Annotated in this window: 13 protein-coding genes; 9 read left to right on the top strand and 4 right to left on the bottom strand. The window is 46.2% G+C overall.

Annotated features, from left to right (window positions below; translation table 11 throughout):
* Positions 1–142: 142 nt before the first annotated feature.
* Together K4039_RS10890 and K4039_RS10885 are read left to right on the top strand one after the other, a co-directional pair.
* On the top strand, positions 143–478 hold the full coding sequence (locus K4039_RS10890) for a DUF6883 domain-containing protein (protein ID WP_265235198.1): 336 nt from the start codon (positions 143–145) through the stop codon (positions 476–478).
* Positions 479–488: 10 nt separating this feature from the next.
* Complete coding sequence (locus K4039_RS10885; protein ID WP_265235197.1) at positions 489–764, top strand: DUF4926 domain-containing protein; 276 nt, start codon at positions 489–491, stop codon at positions 762–764.
* 346 nt (positions 765–1,110) lie between these two features.
* Here K4039_RS10885 and K4039_RS10880 read toward each other — a convergent pair whose 3' ends face one another.
* From K4039_RS10880 to K4039_RS10865, 4 genes are all read right to left on the bottom strand, one after another.
* A complete protein-coding gene (locus K4039_RS10880) occupies positions 1,111–2,700 on the bottom strand; it encodes a glycoside hydrolase family 57 protein (protein WP_265235196.1) in 1,590 nt (529 codons plus the stop codon).
* Between the two features lie 120 nt (positions 2,701–2,820).
* Positions 2,821–6,015, bottom strand: a complete 3,195-nt coding sequence (locus tag K4039_RS10875; protein ID WP_265235195.1) for an EAL domain-containing protein — start codon at positions 6,013–6,015, stop codon at positions 2,821–2,823.
* A 253-nt stretch (positions 6,016–6,268) separates the two neighbouring features.
* Entirely contained in the window at positions 6,269–9,520 is a 3,252-nt protein-coding gene (locus K4039_RS10870) for a PAS domain S-box protein (protein ID WP_265235194.1), read from the bottom strand.
* Between the two features lie 185 nt (positions 9,521–9,705).
* Entirely contained in the window at positions 9,706–9,906 is a 201-nt protein-coding gene (locus K4039_RS10865) for a hypothetical protein (protein WP_265235193.1), read from the bottom strand.
* A 270-nt stretch (positions 9,907–10,176) separates the two neighbouring features.
* On the opposite strand from K4039_RS10865, the gene gatB reads away from it, so the two are divergent.
* From gatB to K4039_RS10830, 7 genes are all read left to right on the top strand, one after another.
* Positions 10,177–11,673 (top strand): Asp-tRNA(Asn)/Glu-tRNA(Gln) amidotransferase subunit GatB, encoded by a 1,497-nt coding sequence (gene gatB, locus K4039_RS10860; protein ID WP_265235192.1) that lies wholly within the window; start codon positions 10,177–10,179, stop codon positions 11,671–11,673.
* Positions 11,674–12,106: 433 nt separating this feature from the next.
* Positions 12,107–13,273 carry a pentapeptide repeat-containing protein gene (locus K4039_RS10855; protein ID WP_265235191.1) on the top strand — a complete coding sequence of 389 codons (1,167 nt, stop codon included), beginning with the start codon at positions 12,107–12,109 and terminating at the stop codon, positions 13,271–13,273.
* 38 nt (positions 13,274–13,311) lie between these two features.
* Complete coding sequence (locus K4039_RS10850; RefSeq protein ID WP_265235190.1) at positions 13,312–13,899, top strand: Uma2 family endonuclease; 588 nt, start codon at positions 13,312–13,314, stop codon at positions 13,897–13,899.
* Positions 13,900–14,095: 196 nt separating this feature from the next.
* Positions 14,096–15,343 (top strand): pentapeptide repeat-containing protein, encoded by a 1,248-nt coding sequence (locus tag K4039_RS10845; RefSeq protein WP_265235189.1) that lies wholly within the window; start codon positions 14,096–14,098, stop codon positions 15,341–15,343.
* Positions 15,344–15,563: 220 nt separating this feature from the next.
* A complete protein-coding gene (locus K4039_RS10840) occupies positions 15,564–15,986 on the top strand; it encodes a hypothetical protein (protein ID WP_265235188.1) in 423 nt (140 codons plus the stop codon).
* Between the two features lie 12 nt (positions 15,987–15,998).
* Positions 15,999–17,159, top strand: coding sequence for a pentapeptide repeat-containing protein (locus K4039_RS10835; protein ID WP_265235187.1), 1,161 nt, complete (start codon positions 15,999–16,001; stop codon positions 17,157–17,159).
* A 348-nt stretch (positions 17,160–17,507) separates the two neighbouring features.
* Positions 17,508–17,789, top strand: coding sequence for a hypothetical protein (locus tag K4039_RS10830; RefSeq protein ID WP_265235186.1), 282 nt, complete (start codon positions 17,508–17,510; stop codon positions 17,787–17,789).
* The last annotated feature ends 45 nt before the right edge of the window (positions 17,790–17,834 follow it).

Raw genomic sequence — 17,834 nt, 5'->3', positions numbered from 1 at the left:
CTCGACGCAAAAAGTCTTCAAGATTGGCTATTTAACCTTCTCTCTCTTGAGTTTTTGAGCAACAGCTTGCCGGATCTTCCAAGGCAGCTACTTTTAGATGCGATCGTTTTTTAGTCTAAACTCCAGTAAAAAAATATTCATAGTGAAACTGCCTAATGGTCATCTAGCAGATTTAGGCAATAAAATAGAAGAATATTCTCTAAATCTAAATCACGAACAGGGAAAAAATAAAGCTATTTTGTTTGCCAGCAAATTAGGCATTACCCTAGAAAATGCTGAACCGCTCAAACAGGCTGTAAAACAAGCTGCTATCAACGAAGATGTTATTATTCGGAAAACCAATGAATACGGAACACATTACAACATGAAATTCTGGCTTCAAACCGAAGTAGGTGAATCTCTGATTCTAGCAGCTTGGAGCATCCGAACAGGTGAAAATTTCCCTAAATTAACAAATTGTTATCCCATCAAAAAGTGAGGTAAAAATAATGAAAACAATTAAAGACCTAGATATTGTTGCTTTAACTGAAGACTTAGAAGCAACCCATTTTGAAACAAAAGAAAGCATTAAATTATATAAAGGACAAGTAGGAACAGTGGTGATGGAATTCGAGGGCAGTGCTTTTGAGGTAGAATTTTCTGATCAAGATGGTACAACTTATGCAATGGAGACAATTGCAGCCACAATGTTAATGCTTTTACATTATGAATTAGTAGAATTTGTAGAGGTGGGTTCACCGATGAATTTTGTCACCCATCGATAACATTCATAAACCCGCCTCAACCCAACTGATAACTGTTATAAACCTTCCCCGCGTAACGGTTAAATTAAAATTAATTGTTAACTTCTGCGTGGGGTGGGGCGGGTTTTTATTATTTGTCGTTAGGTGGCAAATATCTGGGCAAACCCGCGCCTACAGATATGGTAAAATAGGGATTATATTGAATAAAGTTTGTAAAAGCCGATCGCAGTTTACAATTTTACGCCATGATTTCCAACGATCGCCCAACACAACTAAAATACGGAGATTTTCAGCCCGCGAAAACAGGACTAAATAAAAAACCCGCGCTGGCGGGTTTTAATCTGTCGAAAATTGACTCGAAGTTTGCTTAGAGCGATCGATAAACGCGATAATTAATCTCAGGGAAGATATTATCAATCTCCTGAACCTTCTCCAACCAACCGGAATCGACTTTACCTTCTTTCACTTCATCGTACAACTTGTGAAAGCGCATTAAGTGCGATCGCGTCCGCCGCACCGCATAAGGCACCATCGTCCCTGTACGCATGATAAACGCCCAGTCAGACGACTGAGCTAACAACACTTCCCGCGCGGCCTGATTCAAAGCCCGCAACTGCAACTCGTCCTCTGCTTCCATGTTCCCCAACTCAATCATCCGTTCCGCAGCCTTGTGCAAATGCGGATAAATCCAAGCATTAGTATCATTCAGCCAATACTCGTGGAAACCCCGGAAACCCCAACTAGACTGAGATGGACGGCACACTTGTTGAGTCGGATTTCCTCGCAAATAATCGGCTAAGTGCGTCATTTCGTAGGTATTTTGGTCGTACCAACTCTTGCGGAATAAGTAATCTAAGAACCAAGGGCCTTCATACCACCAATGACCGAAAAGTTCCGCGTCGTAGGGCGATACAATAATCGGGGGACGCTGCATAATCCCGTTGAGGTGTTCGACTTGCCGTTCCCGGTTGAAAGCAAAGTTGCTAGCGTGTTCGGCTGTTTTTTCCCTTGCCCAGTAGGGATCGTATAACTGTTTGTCGCCTAAACCTAATCCGCGACCGGTAATTTTGTGATATTTAATCCCGGTGTTTTTGCGCTGGCCGTTAGGCATGATGTAGGGTTTGATGTAGTCGTAGTCGGCTTCCCAACCCAAATCTTTGTAGAATTCTCGGTATTCGGCCGCGCCGGGATAGCCGACTTCGGAAGACCAAACTTGCTGCGATGATTCGTGATCCCGACCAAATGCTGCGACTCCGCATTCGGTGAAAATTGGGGCGTAGCTACCGTAGCGGGGACGCGGGCGGGCGTAGAGGATGCCGTGACCGTCTGTGAGAAAGTAGCGGAGACCGGCATCGGCTAACATCCTCTCTAAGCCCTCGTAATAGGCGCATTCGGGCAGCCAAATACCTTTTGGTCGGCGGCCGAAGTTTTGTTCGTAGCTTTCGCAGGCTACTTGTATTTGCGCCCAAACTGCCTCTGGGTACATTTTCATTAGCGGTAAGTAGCCGTGGGTGGCCCCGCAGGTCATGATTTCGAGGTTGTTGCTATCTTGGAATTTTTTGAAGGCTTTTACTAAATCTCGATCGCACTTTTCCCAATAATTGCGAACTTGAGAGAAGTGGGCGGCGTAATGTTCGGCTAAATAGCGGAGATGACCGTTGCCGCTGTGGTGTTCAATTTCAAGATCCGCTAGTTCTTCGAGTTTGGCCAAGTGGTCGTCGAAACGGTCTTGCAGCAAGGGGTCGCGCAGCATTGACACCAATGGCGGTGTCATGCTCATGGTAATCTTAAAGTCGATGCCGTCGCGTTTTAGCCCTTCAAAGACTTGCAGCAAGGGAATATAGGTTTCTGCGATCGCCTCAAACAGCCATTCTTCTTCTAAAACGTAGTCGCTTTCGGGGTGGCGGACAAAAGGCAGGTGGGCGTGGAGAACGAGGGCGAGGTAGCCAATAGCCATAATGATTTCGATGCCGTAGTTATTAACTGACGCTAGAGTTAGGGACAGCTTTAAAATATTTTAAGATTTTATGCTGAAACGGGGCCCACAAAGTGCCATGTTTTTTCAATAGCCTTTTTCTCACAAACTAAATGTCAGCAAATTCTGATTTTCTGCTTGCTGTCGGATGAGACCTGCTGCTGTTTGAGAGTCTACTGGCTTTGAGAAAAAGAATCCTTGGGCGAACTCGCATTTTAATCCTTTGAGTATAGATAGTTGCGAGGCTTCTTCGACTCCTTCGGCTACTACATCCATGCCTAAATTGTGGGATAAAGTAACGATCGATCGCACAATTTCTGTGGGATCAATGCTTCCTTTACCGAGGTCGAACTCGCCTCCCATTCTGCTGACAAAAGAGCGGTCTATTTTTAAGGTATTGGTGGGGAAGCGGTGCAGGTAGGATAGGGATGAATATCCGGTGCCGAAGTCGTCAATGCACAAATGTATGTTTCTGGATCTAAGCTGCACTAGCATTGCTGTTACTGATTCGGAATTTTCTATGAGTACGCTTTCGGTAATTTCTAGTTTTAAACTGCTACCGTCGAGGTGACTTTCTTCGAGAACTTGATCGATATATTCGATTAAATCTGGCTGAGAAAACTGTTTGACTGAAAGGTTGACGCTGACACTCAAAGGCGGGTTATTTTGAAATAGTTGCTGCCACTCACGGATTTGCTGGCAAGCTGTGCGCAGTACCCAGCGGCCGAGGGCTACGATCAATCCGGTTTCTTCGGCGATGGGAATAAATTCGACTGGGGAAATTAAGCCGCGTTCTGGATGCTGCCAGCGCACTAGAGCCTCGAAACCGGTAATTGTGTTATTGGCGATCGACACGATCGGCTGATAGTGAATGATAAACTGGGGGGCTGCGGATAAGGGAGGTAAGGTCGATCGCGCGCATGGAGTAGATTCTTGTTCTATGGCTTGGTCTCTAATTGATTCGATCGCCCGCCGCAAGTCATTTTCTAGCTGCAACAGTCGCAAAGCGTGGGCGTGCATGGAACTGTTGAAAACTTCGTGTCGGGCTCGGCCGAGTTGTTTGGCGCGGTACATGGCGGTGTCGGCGTCGCGCAGCAGGTTTGTCGGTTCCAGGTATTCATCAGAACTCAAAGTAATGCCGATGCTAGCGGTGATAAATACTTCGTGTCCGTCTAGCAGGATGGGGGAGGTGATTTTCTGTTGCAGGCGGTTGACAATGCTGGTAGCTTCATTTATGCCGTCGATGTCTTCGAGTAAAAGCACGAACTCGTCTCCTCCGAGGCGGGCGACTGTATCTCCGACTCTGAGACAAGTTTCCAGACGCCGCGCGATCGCAATTAGCAGTTGATCGCCGATCGTATGGCCGAGGGAATCGTTGACTACTTTAAATCGATCTAAATCCAGAAACAGCACGGCAAACAAGTAGTCTTTGCGCCGTTTTGCCAGCCTCAGAGAGTGTTCCAGGCGAGCGCTAAACAGCGATCGGTTTGGCAATCCCGTGAGGGAGTCGTGAAAAGCGTCGTGCAGCAGTTGTTCTTCGGCGAGTTTGCGCTGAGTGATGTCATGGCAGTTGATCACGATGCCATTGACTGCCGGATCGTGCAGCAAGTTGGTAGCTACAGCTTCTACATAACACCAGGAACCGTTGCGGTGGCGGACTCGATACTCAACTGGGGACTGGCTTCTTTTGGGGTTTTCAAGGGCTTTGTGGAGGGTTTGGGCGATCGCGGCGCAGTCGTCTGGGTGAACTGTCCCTAGGGCGCTACGCCCGATCGCGTGGTGGGGTGCGTAGCCTAAAATTCGCTTGACGGAAGGGCTGATGTAGCGGAAGATGCCCTTGCCGTCGATAATGATCGTGATGTCTGTGGCGTTTTCAATCAGCGATCGAAAGCGCTGTTCGCTTTCCCGTAGCGCTGATTCGGCAAGTTTGCGTCCGCTGATGTCGAGGGCTACTCCGTCGATAATTATGTCACCGTTTTCGTTTTTGGAAAATCTGGCGCTATCTTGCACCCACTTGACCTCACCAGATCTCAGAACGATCCGGTACTGGCGATCGCAGGGCTGGAGACTGGCACTCGATGCTGCTACGCTGCTGTTAAACAAGCTTTTGTCGTCGGGATGAATGATTTCGGTCAACAGTTCTGGACGCGCCTTTACTTCTTCGGCCTCAATCCCAGTTACTTCGCGCACGCCCGGACTGACGTAGGGCATGGACATTGTGTCGTCTGGATGTATTACGGCGCGGTAGACTGAGCCGGGAATGTTGGCTGCCATTGTGGCTAGCTGCTGCTGGATGCCGCGGACTTCTGCTTCAGCGCGCTTGCGTTCTGCGAGTTCGGTTTGGGCTTGTTGGTAGAGTTCGGCTTGGTGGATCGCGATCGCACATTGATCCGCTATGGCTTTGACTAGCGATAGTTCTTCGGCGCTCCAAGAGCGCGCGCGATCGCACTGATAGAGACCAATTCCTCCCAAAAATGACTGCTGGTAAAGCAGCGGTGCGATCACCACTGCGCGAAACCCTACAAACTCTGCTGATGCTTGCAGGGACGGGCACAGAGTCGATAACTCATCGAGGACGAGGGTTTCTCCGGCCGCGAGGGATGTTCGGTAGTGTTGGGCAAATTCGCAATTTAGCCCGATGAGTCGTTGTTTGTCTGCTGATGAGCTGATGTAGCGAACTATGATGCCGCCTGTGGCATCTGGCTGCAAGATCGTACAGCCGCTGATTTCGAGAGCTTCGTGCAGTTGGTCGGCGGTGGTTTGCAGCACTTCGTCGAGTACCAGGGTTTCGCGCATGGCTTGGACGATGCGGTTAATGATCGCCTCACGAGTCGCTTGCCGCTGAATTTGGGCGATCGCTTCTTGTTGCTGGCGACGCATTTTGTATTCTTGGAGCGATCGTTCTAATACTGTTGGCAACCTAAACAGCCGCCCTTTTAATACGAAATCGGTCATTCCGGCTTTGATGCACTCAACTGCGGCTTCTTCTCCCAAACTTCCCGTTACTAAAATCAAGGGTATGTCTTGCCCTAATTCCTGCATTAATTTCAACACTTCTAAACCGTTGAAACCTGGGAGGCGGTAATCTGACAGCACAGCATCGTACTGGCAATTTTGCAGCAGTTGTCTGCATTCTGTTGCTGTTTCGGCAGTGTCGCAATTAAAATTTACTCCCCCCAATTCTAAGGCTAGCACTATTAATTCCATATCTTCTGCCATGTCTTCGACAATCAACAAGTTTAATGTTGATTCCGCTACCAGGTTCAGTAAATAATTGGTCTGTTCGTGATCTAACATACGGAATTATGGAGTTTTTGAAGGTGGTTTATTTTGCTAAATCTATTCATTTCTCAAAGGAAGTCTGAGTAAGTCTCACTCGTTTTTTTTAGTTATCTTTATAAATATTTTCGATCGGCTCTCAACACATTTATTTGATCCTCGCAACCGAGGGATTGCAGAACATAGTGTGACTTCTTTAACTTTATAATAGTTCCAAATTCTGCATTTATGACTATACTGGCAAGTTGCGAATTTATATTACCGTTTGAGATTATTTGCTTAGTTTAAAGTAGAATGTCGCTCCTTGACTAGGTACGCTCGTCGCCCAAATCGTGCCGCCGTGGCGGTGAATAATCCGCTGGACGATCGCCAAACCGATGCCCGTACCTTCAAATTCTCTCTGGGAGTGCAGCCGCACAAATGCTGCAAACAGCCGATCGGCATATTCCATCGAAAAACCTACCCCGTTATCCTTGACAAAAATAGTTCCGTCAGGTAAAGCATCAATCACTATTATAGCCGGAGTGCGTCCGCGGCTGAACTTGACAGCGTTGTCGATCAAGTTGCTGAACACCTGTTGCAGCAAGGTTGGATCTCCCATCACCCCCGGCAAATCTCCGACGGTAAACTCAACTTTGCTGTCGGGAGTTTCGACCGGCTCTGCCACAGTCCGGGGTTTACTCAATTTAATCGCAGTTTGCACCAAACGGGCAAGATCGATCGGAATGTTGATTAACTCAGTGCGCCCCACCCGCGAAAGATCCAGCAAACCATCAATCAACAAGCTCATTTTTTGGCTGCTGTCCTCAATTATTTCGATGTAATGAACGATTTTAGGATCGTTCAAGACCTCAGTTGATTCTAACCGCTGTTTCAAAGCATTAACAAAACCTGAAATGTGGCGCAAAGGAGCGCGGAGGTCGTGGGAAACCGAGTATCCAAAAGATTCTAATTCTTGATTGGCAGCCTCTAATTGCTCCGTGCGTTGGGACAAAGCTTGTTTCGTCTTTATCAACTCAGTGACATTGCGAGCAGTGCCAATTAAAGCATAAACCTCGCCGTCGAGATTCCTGAGAGGAATTTTAAAAGTGTCAAAATAAACAGTATCACCCGCAACCACAAAATTTTCCTGGTAGTGAATCGTCTGGCCCGATACAAATACTTGCATATTTTCCAAGTAAAATCGTTCTGCAAGTTGCCTTGGATAGCATTCATAGATAGTTTTGCCCTGCATCTGCTGCTTGCTGTCTAAGTCAGAAAATTCGGCAAGACGCCAGTTGACAAAAGAGAAGCGCATATTCTCACGTTCTACCACAAAAATAAGATCGGGTAAAGCATCAAAAAAAGTCTCTAATTCGGCGGTACGCAGCGCTACTTGAGTTTCTAAAGTTTCGTTGAGCTGCTTGAGTTCTGCTTCGGTTCGCTTGCGATCGCTGATATCTTGACCGATGCTGATAAGTGTGCCGTCGGAGAGGCGAACATTTGCCCAAGTAGTGTCGATAATTCGCCCGTCTCTAACTTTAATTTTGAAGTCGCCCCACTTCTGAGTTGCTGCTTGCAGGAAGTCCAAGACGTATTGGCGGTATTCCGGCTCAGGATAAAATTCTGTCAACATATCGCGGTTTTTGGTTTCTGCAAAACTCCAGCCGAGCACTTGTTCCCAGTGGCGGTTTACCAAGATTAATTCACCCTGGGCATCTAAGGATGTCAGCATGACTGGCACGTTGTCGAAGATTGTTTGCAGCAATTCGTTTTGCTGTTTTAAGGATTCTTCGGCTTGTTTGCGATCGGTAATGTCGAGTACAGAACCGATTACTTCCTTCATTTTTCCATCGGGAGTTTTTTTGAAGATAGTCGAGCGATCGTGAACCCAGCGCCATTCTCCATTTTTGTGTTTGATCCTGTAGTCGATGTCATCGGTTTCGTGGGGGTTTGTGCTGTTTTCCAGCCGCTGCATACCTGCAATTAACTTCGGCATATCATCGGGATGAATTAAGCTGGAGATAGCTTCTGTACCCCTATCTTGCAATTCTTGGGGAGTGTAGCCCAACATCGCTGTGACTGCTACATTTACATAGATATTTTGCTGTGCTTCTGTGTCGTATATATACAGAAAATTGGGGATAGTTTTAATGATGCTTTCTAAAAGTTCTTGCTGTTTTTGCAGCTCAAATTCGGCTTGTTTGCGATCGGTCACGTCCAGCACAAAACTCACCCCAAATTCCTGCGATCCTTCTAACAATGCAGAGCCTAGCAGCACCGGAACGCGGCTGCCGTCAGCTCGGATAAATTCTTTTTCAAAAGGGGTATTTATGTTGTTAGCTGCCACTTCTGCAAGTTTTTCTTCATCGATGCTGCGGTACTCTGGCGGTGTCATTGTTTGCCAGCCAATTTTTTGGGAAAATAAATCGTCTCGCGTGTACCCTACTATGTTTAAAAAAGCTTGATTGGCATCGGTAATCTGGCCGTTAATGTTCCAAAAAATAATCCCGATCATGTTAGAATCGACTACGCGCCTAAATCGAGCTTCGCTTTGGCGCAACTGAGCTTCGACTTGTTTGATTTCTGTGATGTCGCGGGCGATCGCTAAAACTGTTTCTACTGAATTATCCTTAGCAAATTCTGGAATAATTCGACATTGATAGTATGTTGTCCCGTCGAGAGTGGGAAAATTAAATTCGATAGTTTCTTGTTTCCCAACGCGAAAAACTTTGACACAGGCTTCGTCCCACAGGTTGCAAATATCGGGGGAAGTTCCTAATTCTTTGTTACTTTTACCGATAAATTCTGAGGGGGGTTTTCCGGTGGCTCGTTCGATTTCTTTGTTGACGTAAAGGTGGCGCAGTTGTCGGTCGAACCGCGCTATGATATCGGTAGAATTTTCGGCTAGTGCGCTAAATTCCTGTTCGCGCTGGTGAAGTTCTTCTTGAGTGCGGTGGTGTTCGGTTATGTCTCTAGCAAAAGAGAAACTTGAAACTAATGTTCCAGATTCATCAATGAGTGCAGAATTGTACCATTCGCAGTAAATTACCGAGCCATCTTTGGTATAGTTGCGGTTGCAGGAAACGGTGCGGGGTTCTTTGTTCTGTAACAGTTGATTTGTGAGTTCGTACACTCGATCGAAGTCTTCTGGATAAACTATTGACAATTCGTGCCAGTATTTGCCGATTACTTCTGCTGCACTCCAGCCAAATATTTGTTCGGCCATTGGCGACCACCGCACTACCCGACCTTCCCTATCCCACTCTATAACTGCCAATGGCGAGTTTTCTAAGTGAAATTCCCGCCGCGAGTTGGCTTGTTTTATTTTAGTTTGAAGTTGCTGGCGCAGTTGCTTGGCTTTGGCAAATCCCTCGCTGATCTCCTGTGCGTTTGCTTGGTCGGCTTTGGCTATCTGAGCAATAGTTTTTGCTGTTTGTTTTTCGAATTCGTCCCAAGCAAGTTCGAGAGCAGATTCTGCCTGCTCTAGTTCACTGATGCTGTTCTGAAACAGTGCGTCACTTTCCAGTGGAGTTTCATTCATAATTTTGACACTTGGGAAACTATTTATTGGTAAATTAAAAATTAAAAATAAAAAACTAAAAATATGTAAATTCCTATTAAATTATACATTTGAAATTTTTTATGGGTGCGCGGAGCCGGTCGTTGGAGGCGGGCGGCGCTATTAAAGATGGCAGGCATTAGGGTTTGGCCTGCCGATCGGCAATTTCAGTCGATCGAGGAAAAAGTATCCTGGGCAAGCCTGCGGACGAGATCGGGCGAAATCGGGCGTTGAGTATATTTTTGCACAGGGTTGTGGTTTCGGGCGATCGAAAGAATATCGGCGGGGATCGGGGTGTCGGTTCTCTCGAATCTGTAGCGCAGGCGTTGGGTGTGCCAATCTCCAGCAGGAGAAGCTTGATGGCCCACAAGCAACCAGAAAGGTGAATTATTTGGCGCAAGTCGGGGAAATGGTCGCAGATCCCCCTAATCCCTTCCCAACCGGGGTACAAGAGCCTCTAACTGGGTCTTTTTGGGATGCGACGGAATAGAGACTAGGGTATCAGAGAGATTTGTTAAAGGTTTCACTCTGGTTGACACTAATGAAACTGTCCCAACCCCCTACAAATAATCTCAAGCCAGTTCGTCAATAAAAAGCTAAAATAAAATGTAAAGTTATTCAGTCTTTATAGGTCGCGTATGACTGCTGCTACATCCTCTTCGATAAAAAACCAAACTCAGTACGAAGCTGTTATCGGTCTCGAAACTCACTGTCAATTGAGTACGAATACTAAAATTTTCTCCAGTTCTTCTACAGAATTTGGCAATGCTCCAAATACTAACATTGACCCAATTTGTATGGGAATGCCGGGAGTGCTGCCAGTATTAAATGAAAAAGTCCTGGAATATGCGGTGAAAGCAGGACTCGCTCTCAACTGTCAAATTGCACCTTACAGTAAGTTTGACCGCAAGCAATATTTCTATCCCGATTTGCCGAAAAATTATCAAATTTCTCAGTTCGATTTGCCGATCGCCATTCACGGTTCAATAGAAATTGAACTGGTGGACGAAGCGGGCAATTCTACTAAAAAACAAATCGGAATCACTCGCTTACACATGGAGGAAGATGCAGGGAAATTGGTTCACGGCGGTAGCGATCGCCTCAGCGGTTCTACCTATTCAATGGTGGATTATAACCGCGCCGGCGTGCCTTTAATTGAAATTGTTTCGGAACCGGATTTGCGATCGGGCGCGGAAGCTGCCGAATACGGTCAAGAAATCCGCCGGATTATCCGCTACATCGGTGTTGGCGACGGGAATATGCAGGAAGGTTCCCTGCGGTGCGACGTGAATATTTCGGTGCGCCCGGTTGGCCGAAAAGAGTTCGGCACTAAGGTGGAAATTAAAAATATGAACTCTTTTAATGCGATCGAACGGGCGATCGATTACGAGATTGAGCGGCAAACTCAAGCTATCGAAAATGGCGAAACCATCGTCCAAGAAACGCGGCTTTGGGATGAAAACAAGCAGTGTACTTTCAGTATGCGACTCAAGGAAGGTGCGAGCGATTACCGCTATTTCCCGGAACCGGATTTGCCTCCGATCGAAGTTTCGGCAGATCAATTACGGGATTGGAAAGCTCAACTGCCGGAATTGCCGGCCCAAAAGCGCCATCGCTACGAAACTAATCTCGCTCTTTCTCCCTACGACACGCGGGTTTTGACTGACGACAAAGCGGTGGCGGAGTATTTTGAAAGGGTGATCGCCGCGGGTGCTGCTACTAAACAAGCTGCGAATTGGGTGATGGGCGATATCACTGCTTATCTGAAAAATGAGAAACTGGCGATCGCAGAAATTCCTTTTCAACCGCAGGATTTGGCCGAATTGCTGGCGCTAATTGATGCTGGCACGATCAGTGGCAAAATCGCTAAGGATATTTTGCCGGAGTTGCTGGCCAACGGTGGTTCGCCTCAAAAGTTGGTTGAGAGTAAGGGTTTGATTCAAATTTCGGATACTGGGGCGATCGATCGCGCGATCGATGCAGTATTAGCCGCCAATCCCAAGGAGCTCGAACAGTACCGGGCTGGCAAAACTAAGCTGCTGGGCTTTTTCGTCGGTAAGGTGATGAAGGAAACGGGCGGCAGGGCCGATCCGAAAGTGACCAATGAGTTGCTGGCAGCCAAGCTTAACGGTTAAGGCCAAGCATTCGTTAAGGGGTTTTTTGTAGCGGATAGAGCGGCGGGCGATCGGTTTTTCCTGAGTCCGCCGCGCGATCTGCCTTTTCCGCTTCATGGTAACTTTACAATTAAATAGACATTTCTTGACAAGAACTTCACACTTAGGGGTATCACCCCTCACTGCTATCGTGTTATATTGTGTTACGTAGATGCACCCTGATGGCAGAGAGAGTTACTTCGGTAGCTCTCTCTTTTTTTGTCTTTTTTTTGGGCACGGACTTGTAAATACGGATGCGGGAGCATCGGGAGATGGCCCTTCGGCTTCGCTCAGGGTAAAGAGTGGGAGAGTGGGATGGATACCGATTACTGATTAGCAATTACCAATTACCGATTACCAATTACCCCTTCAAGTCGATTACTATCAATTTGAGTTATTAACTAATTTTGACAGTATGACTGAACAAGCTAGCGAGCTAATCAAGCAGGGGATTTCGCAATATCAGGCGCACCAATTTGAGGCGGCGCTGGATTCTTGGCAGCAAGCGCTGGCCCTCTATCGGGAAATTGACGATCAACGCCGATCGGGCGCGGCGCTTGGTAATATGGGTGTTGCTTACGAGGCGCTGGGAAATTACGATCGCGCGATCGACTGTTATCAGCAGCATTTGGTGTTAGCGCGGGAAATTGGCGATCGCCGGGGCGAGGCGAATGCTTTGGGAAATCTGGGCAATACTTGCTGTGCCCTTGAAGATTTTTCTGGTGCTATTGATTACCAGCAGCAGCGTTTGGCGATCGCGCGGGAAACGGAGGATGCTCGCGGGGAGTTGGAAGCTTTGGGGAATTTGGCCCTAGCTTGCGATGGGAATGGCGATTTGCCCGGTGCGATCGAGTGTTATCAGCAGCAATTGTTGATCGCGCGTGCTCATAAGGATGATCGTATTGAACGCAATTCCCTGAAGAGTTTGAAGCTGGCTTACAAGTATTTAGCGGATTATGAGAAGGCCGACGAGTACCGAAAGCAGCAATTGGCGATCGTGCGGGAACTGTTTTTAACCGATAAAAATAATAATTTTCTCCAACTTGCAGAAACAGTTGGTTTGAATCCAGTCGAGGATTTTGCCGGAGCTGATTTAAGCGGTTTTGACTTGCACTACGCTGATTTTAACGGCGCGGATTTACGCGAAACCAACCTCCAGGGCGTAGATTTAACCTTGGCAGATCTCAGCGGTGCTTTGCTGAGTTCTGCTATTTTAATTAATGCTACTTTGTGCAATGCTAATTTGCGCGATGCTGAACTCAGCAGCGCCAATTTGAGCGGTGCAGATTTGCGAACCAAGCTGCCGAGGGCAAATTTGAGTGGTGCAAATTTAACTGGCGCAAATTTGAGCAGTGCTTATTTGCCGAATGCGCTTTTGGTAAATGCAAATTTGACAAATACTGATTTCAAAAATGCTGATTTGAGCGGTGTTGATTTGAGCGGTGCGAATTTAAATGGTGCTGATTTGAGCCGCGCTGATTTGAAAAATGTGGTAGTGGAAAACGCGAGGTTTATTGGTTGTTTGGGGATTTCGGAAGGGGTGAAAATTGAGTTGAGGACGCGGGGCGGGATTTTCGAGTAGAATGGGAATGTTGGTAATTGTAGAGAGGAATAAAAGCTATGACTGCCGTAACTGCAAAACGATTCTCGATCACGGAATATCACCGTTTGGCAGAACTGGGATTTTTTGAATCCGACGCTCGATTTGAATTGATTCGCGGAGAAATTATCAAAATGGCTGCTAAAGGTAGGCTTCACTCGGTTTGTAACTCGCTGTTATTTGGAGAATTGTACGTGTTGATGGCAAGACGTGCTTGCGTGCGCGGTCAGGAACCGATTATTTTGCCTACTGATAGCGAACCAGAACCTGATGTGGTGATTGCCCGCCATCGTTCTGACAATTATGTATCTTCTCACCCGGAAAATGCTGATATATTTTTGGTAATTGAGGTTTCTGATTCTACTTTGAAGTACGATCAGAGAACCAAGTTATCTCTCTACGCTGAATCTGGGATTGCTGATTATTGGATATTTAATTTGGTAGAGCCTCAACTGGAAATGTACAGCGAACCTTATCAGAAACAAACAGGTGGTTTCGATTATCGAGTGAAACGAGTGGTTTTGCCGAATGAGTTTGTGGTAATTCCAGGTTTTCCAGAGTTGTCTCTCGATTTATCTACGGTATTTCCGGCGCAAATACGTGAGTAAAGGTGAAGAGTGCGATCGCCTTTGATGATATAATCCAAAAGTGCGATCGACGAACTCCTCAACAATTTAATGTAACGGGCGCCACGCCGACATCACCAACCAATCAACATAGCGCCCGCCCGCGCACATCACCAACCAATGAGAAATTATCACAATCATCACATATAAAAAATTGCCGGATTATGATAAATTAGAAATGAAGCACTCGTCAAAATCTCCATCACAGTCTGGCAGAGCCAGCACTTCTCCCGATATGCGATCGCTAGAGTCTCACAACAAATACCCAGATTGCTTGTGGATGCAATTAGAAGCAATTCCATTACCATCGGTTGCAGCCCAAACCCAGCAGCTCGACATTCACTTGAGCCTCAATTTTAACGAGCATTGGGAACCTCTGCTCGGCGGCCGGGTTAAATTTGGTCTGCAAGGCGGGACACTCCAGCTAAATCTGGAAAACTGCGAAATTCCCGTAGCATCGCGTCAGTTAGTCGGAGATTTCAAGCTGTCGCCAATCCAAAGCACTACAGAAGTTTTGTTAACCGAAAGTCTGCGGGAAGTTCCAGACAGCGAGAATTTGGAAAAAATCCAGGAAACTGATTGCACGTTTTGTTACATTTCCACAATCGGCGACGATACAAAGCCTACTTGGATTTTTGCATTAAAACGAGGCAAACCAGTATTAAAAGGTTTGCTAAAAAGTGTTAAAATTGGGAGTTTTCCCGCGAAACCATTGCGGATTACAGCGATTTTTGAAGTTGCGAAAGAAGATATTTATCTCACAGATGCGGAAGGTTTGTGGCCGCATGATATTACGCCAAATCAACATTCGGTTTTAGCAAGAGTCTTGACTGTATATTTAGTAAATAAGCTCCAACCGGCTCTCAGTTGGGCGCTATTATCCTACAATTTGCCTGCGGTGGAACAGCCAGAGGTGGAAATTGTCGCGCAGGCTGAATCGGAATTGCAGGAAATGGTCGATCGCATTATTTCCGCTAAAACCGATGATTTTGGCGAACTGGCAAAAATTGCTAATCTCAATCCAGCAGAGGATTTCGCGGGTGGTAGCTTGCTGGGAACGAGTTTAAGTGCAGTTGATTTTAGCAGTGCAAAGCTCGATCGGGCAAACTTCCGGGGTGCAAACTTAAACGATGCCGATTTCAGCGACGCCAACCTGCAAAACGCCAAATTCGGCGGTGCAGATTTGAGTGGCGCTTTCCTAGGAAATGCCGATTTGAGTGGCGCAGATTTGTACCGCGCCAGTCTGGCTTTAGCTAACTTCAGCGGTGCAGATTTGAGCGGCGCAAATCTGATCGAAGTGAACTTAACAAATGCTAATTTCAGCGGTGCGAATGTCAAGTCAGCCAGGTTTGGGAATAACGCCGGACTTGCGGAGGATGTGAAGCTGAATTTACAGCAACGGGGAGCGATTTTTGAGGAGGTTTAGTAGAGTGAAGCGTTTCACAGTTTTGGGCGATGGTTAGAGGTAAATACGCTTGGGTTAACGCTTTTTTGTCATTGGGATCGCAGAGAAGGCGATCGCAAAGACTAGGTTGCTTCTCAATCAAGTGCGGTGCATCCTGAGCAATTAGCCTGTTAACCCAAGTGTATTGTGATAAAATATATAAAGTGCGATCAAAATTGATATAACTTTATACCGTGCCGTAATGACTGCGCCACCAACTCCGCCACCGACAGCATCCCAATCAAGTCCAACTGCTGTAGAACAATCTCCTCCAGTCAGTACGCGATCGGGTACATTCATACAAAACGTAGTGATGAATGTTTTAGAGATTGTCGATCAGGTGTTCTATGCGTTGATGGGTAAACTTGGGAGAACAGTTTATGGATCAATCCAGGATGCGATCGCGATCGGTATTATTTTAAAGCTTCCCGGTTTAATCGGTGAAATTATTATCGGTAAAGATTTTTCAGGTTTCGATATTTGTCTGCAAGAAAGCCCTTGGGGTGTATCTCGTTATGCTTGTTTCATTATTGTAGCTTCTGATTTTTTGTTGTGGATAGTTCTCGCAGGTCGAATCATTGGTCGATTTTGGGCAGATTTAAAAGATTTGAAAAATAATCCCTAGGAGATATTTGATATGACTTTAGTCAACCGCAAACAAATTAGTCTTTATCAAGAAGCTGAAGCTGGATTAAATTCTTTAGTAAAGCAAACGGCTCAAGTTGGTGTTGGTTTGTTGGGGATGCTGTTGCTGACAGGAGGAAATCCACCAGCTTTGACAGTAGGGTTAAGTGTAGTTGGGGGAATTGCGTTTGTTGCTTGGAGCGAAGAAAAGCGACTGACTAAATTTTATGCGCGACAGACTCAGATAATACATAATTCTGTCATTGCGACTGAAACGACGCAATCGGAACTCAAACATAATCCTGTCATTGCGAGTGGAACGACGCAATCGCAAATTCCTAATACCAGTGAGTCTGAACCGACTAAATTTGAGGGACGACAATCGCAACTTCCTAACTCTAGTGAGTCTGAATCGCTTGCAAATGACATCAAACAAATCCTTGAAGCAGATACAGATAATTTATCGGAATTGATGAAACAGGCTGGTCTAAATCCAGATGAAGATTTAGCAGGAGCTGATTTAAGTAGTGTTAAAGCAGTTGGCTGCAAATTGAGTAGATTCAATCTCAGCGGTGCAAACTTAGATCATGCCGATTTGAGTCGTGCTGATCTGAGTTCGGCTAACTTAAGCAATGCTAAACTAACAAACATAAAACTTTGTCGCGCTGACTTAAGTGGCGCCGACCTGCGCGGTGTCAACCTGAGCGGTGCTAACCTGAGCGGTGTCAACCTGATCCGTGCCGACCTGCGCGGTGTCAACCTGAGCGGTATCAACCTGAGCGGTGCCAAACTGAGCGGTGTCAACCTGAACGGTTTCAACCTGAGCGCTGTCAACCTGCGCGGTGCCAACCTGATCTTTGCCAACCTGATCTTTGCCAACCTGAGCGGTGCCAACCTGAGCGATGCCGACTTGTGGACTGCCGAGTTGAGCGATGCAGACTTGAGCGATGCAGACTTGAGCAATGCCAATTTAAGCAATGCTAATTTAAGCAATGCTAATTTAAGCAATGCCAATTTGCACAATGCTAATTTGACGGCAACAAACCTGAGCACCGCCAAAGTAGAAAGTGCTCGATTTGGTAACAATGTCGGACTTGATGAAGATGCAAAGTACGAACTAGAAAAGCGAGGTGCAATCTTCCCGCAAGACGAACTTATCCCTGCACTGCGGTAAAGTTTTTGTTTAGAAGGCAAAACATCGGTCAAGTTAAGAGTTGCCGTCATCTGTATCGAGTCGCTTAAGCAAAATGTGTCTTCAATACGAGCTATAATAGGGCTTGCTGAATAGAACTAGAAGCTATGACTGCCAAGGGTTTCAAGATTTTTGAACACAAAAAAGTGCAAGGTTATGACGTTTTTCTGCTCAAAATCCTTGGATTTCGCTGGAAAATTGTGGAGTAAATTTTGGAACCCATCTCCGAATCTCCCATTTATCAAGCTGTTTGGCACCTAGATTTGATTTGTGGACTTTTTCAGTAAGCCCTATAATAGTAAAGTAACGTTTGGTGAGTAAAAAAATAATATGAATCAAACTTCTACAGTTACGATCGACAATACATTTTATAAAATCCTCGCAGAACTCTCTGCCAGCTCTGGCAAATCAATCCAAGCAGTTCTCGAACAAGCAATCGAACAATACCGAAGACAACAGTTTTTAGAAGCAGCAAACCAAGCTTATATTGCTCTACGCAATAACCCCGAAGCTTGGCAAGAAGAACTTGAAGAACGATCGCTCTGGGACACCACTTTAGAGGATGGTTTAGACTTTTTGAACTGTGGGGCACAGTCTCTCCAACAACATTAATAATGGTAGAGGAAAGACTGCGTATTCTTTTGAATTTATAGCTAA

This window comes from Lyngbya sp. CCAP 1446/10 (assembly GCF_026130175.1).
Taxonomy (GTDB): domain Bacteria; phylum Cyanobacteriota; class Cyanobacteriia; order Cyanobacteriales; family Microcoleaceae; genus Microcoleus.
This window is presented reverse-complemented; position numbering and strand designations above follow the sequence as displayed.

What these genes read in the sequence shown, in the direction of transcription:
- K4039_RS10870 (WP_265235194.1), bottom strand. Translation starts at nt 9,520, where the DNA reads ATGAATGAAACTCCACTGGAAAGTGACGCACTGTTTCAGAACAGCATC.
- K4039_RS10835 (WP_265235187.1), top strand. Translation starts at nt 15,999, where the DNA reads ATGACTTTAGTCAACCGCAAACAAATTAGTCTTTATCAAGAAGCTGAA.
- K4039_RS10830 (WP_265235186.1), top strand. Translation starts at nt 17,508, where the DNA reads ATGAATCAAACTTCTACAGTTACGATCGACAATACATTTTATAAAATC.
- K4039_RS10885 (WP_265235197.1), top strand. Translation starts at nt 489, where the DNA reads ATGAAAACAATTAAAGACCTAGATATTGTTGCTTTAACTGAAGACTTA.
- gatB (WP_265235192.1), top strand. Translation starts at nt 10,177, where the DNA reads ATGACTGCTGCTACATCCTCTTCGATAAAAAACCAAACTCAGTACGAA.
- K4039_RS10855 (WP_265235191.1), top strand. Translation starts at nt 12,107, where the DNA reads ATGACTGAACAAGCTAGCGAGCTAATCAAGCAGGGGATTTCGCAATAT.
- K4039_RS10875 (WP_265235195.1), bottom strand. Translation starts at nt 6,015, where the DNA reads ATGTTAGATCACGAACAGACCAATTATTTACTGAACCTGGTAGCGGAA.
- K4039_RS10845 (WP_265235189.1), top strand. Translation starts at nt 14,096, where the DNA reads ATGAAGCACTCGTCAAAATCTCCATCACAGTCTGGCAGAGCCAGCACT.
- K4039_RS10840 (WP_265235188.1), top strand. Translation starts at nt 15,564, where the DNA reads ATGACTGCGCCACCAACTCCGCCACCGACAGCATCCCAATCAAGTCCA.
- K4039_RS10880 (WP_265235196.1), bottom strand. Translation starts at nt 2,700, where the DNA reads ATGGCTATTGGCTACCTCGCCCTCGTTCTCCACGCCCACCTGCCTTTT.
- K4039_RS10850 (WP_265235190.1), top strand. Translation starts at nt 13,312, where the DNA reads ATGACTGCCGTAACTGCAAAACGATTCTCGATCACGGAATATCACCGT.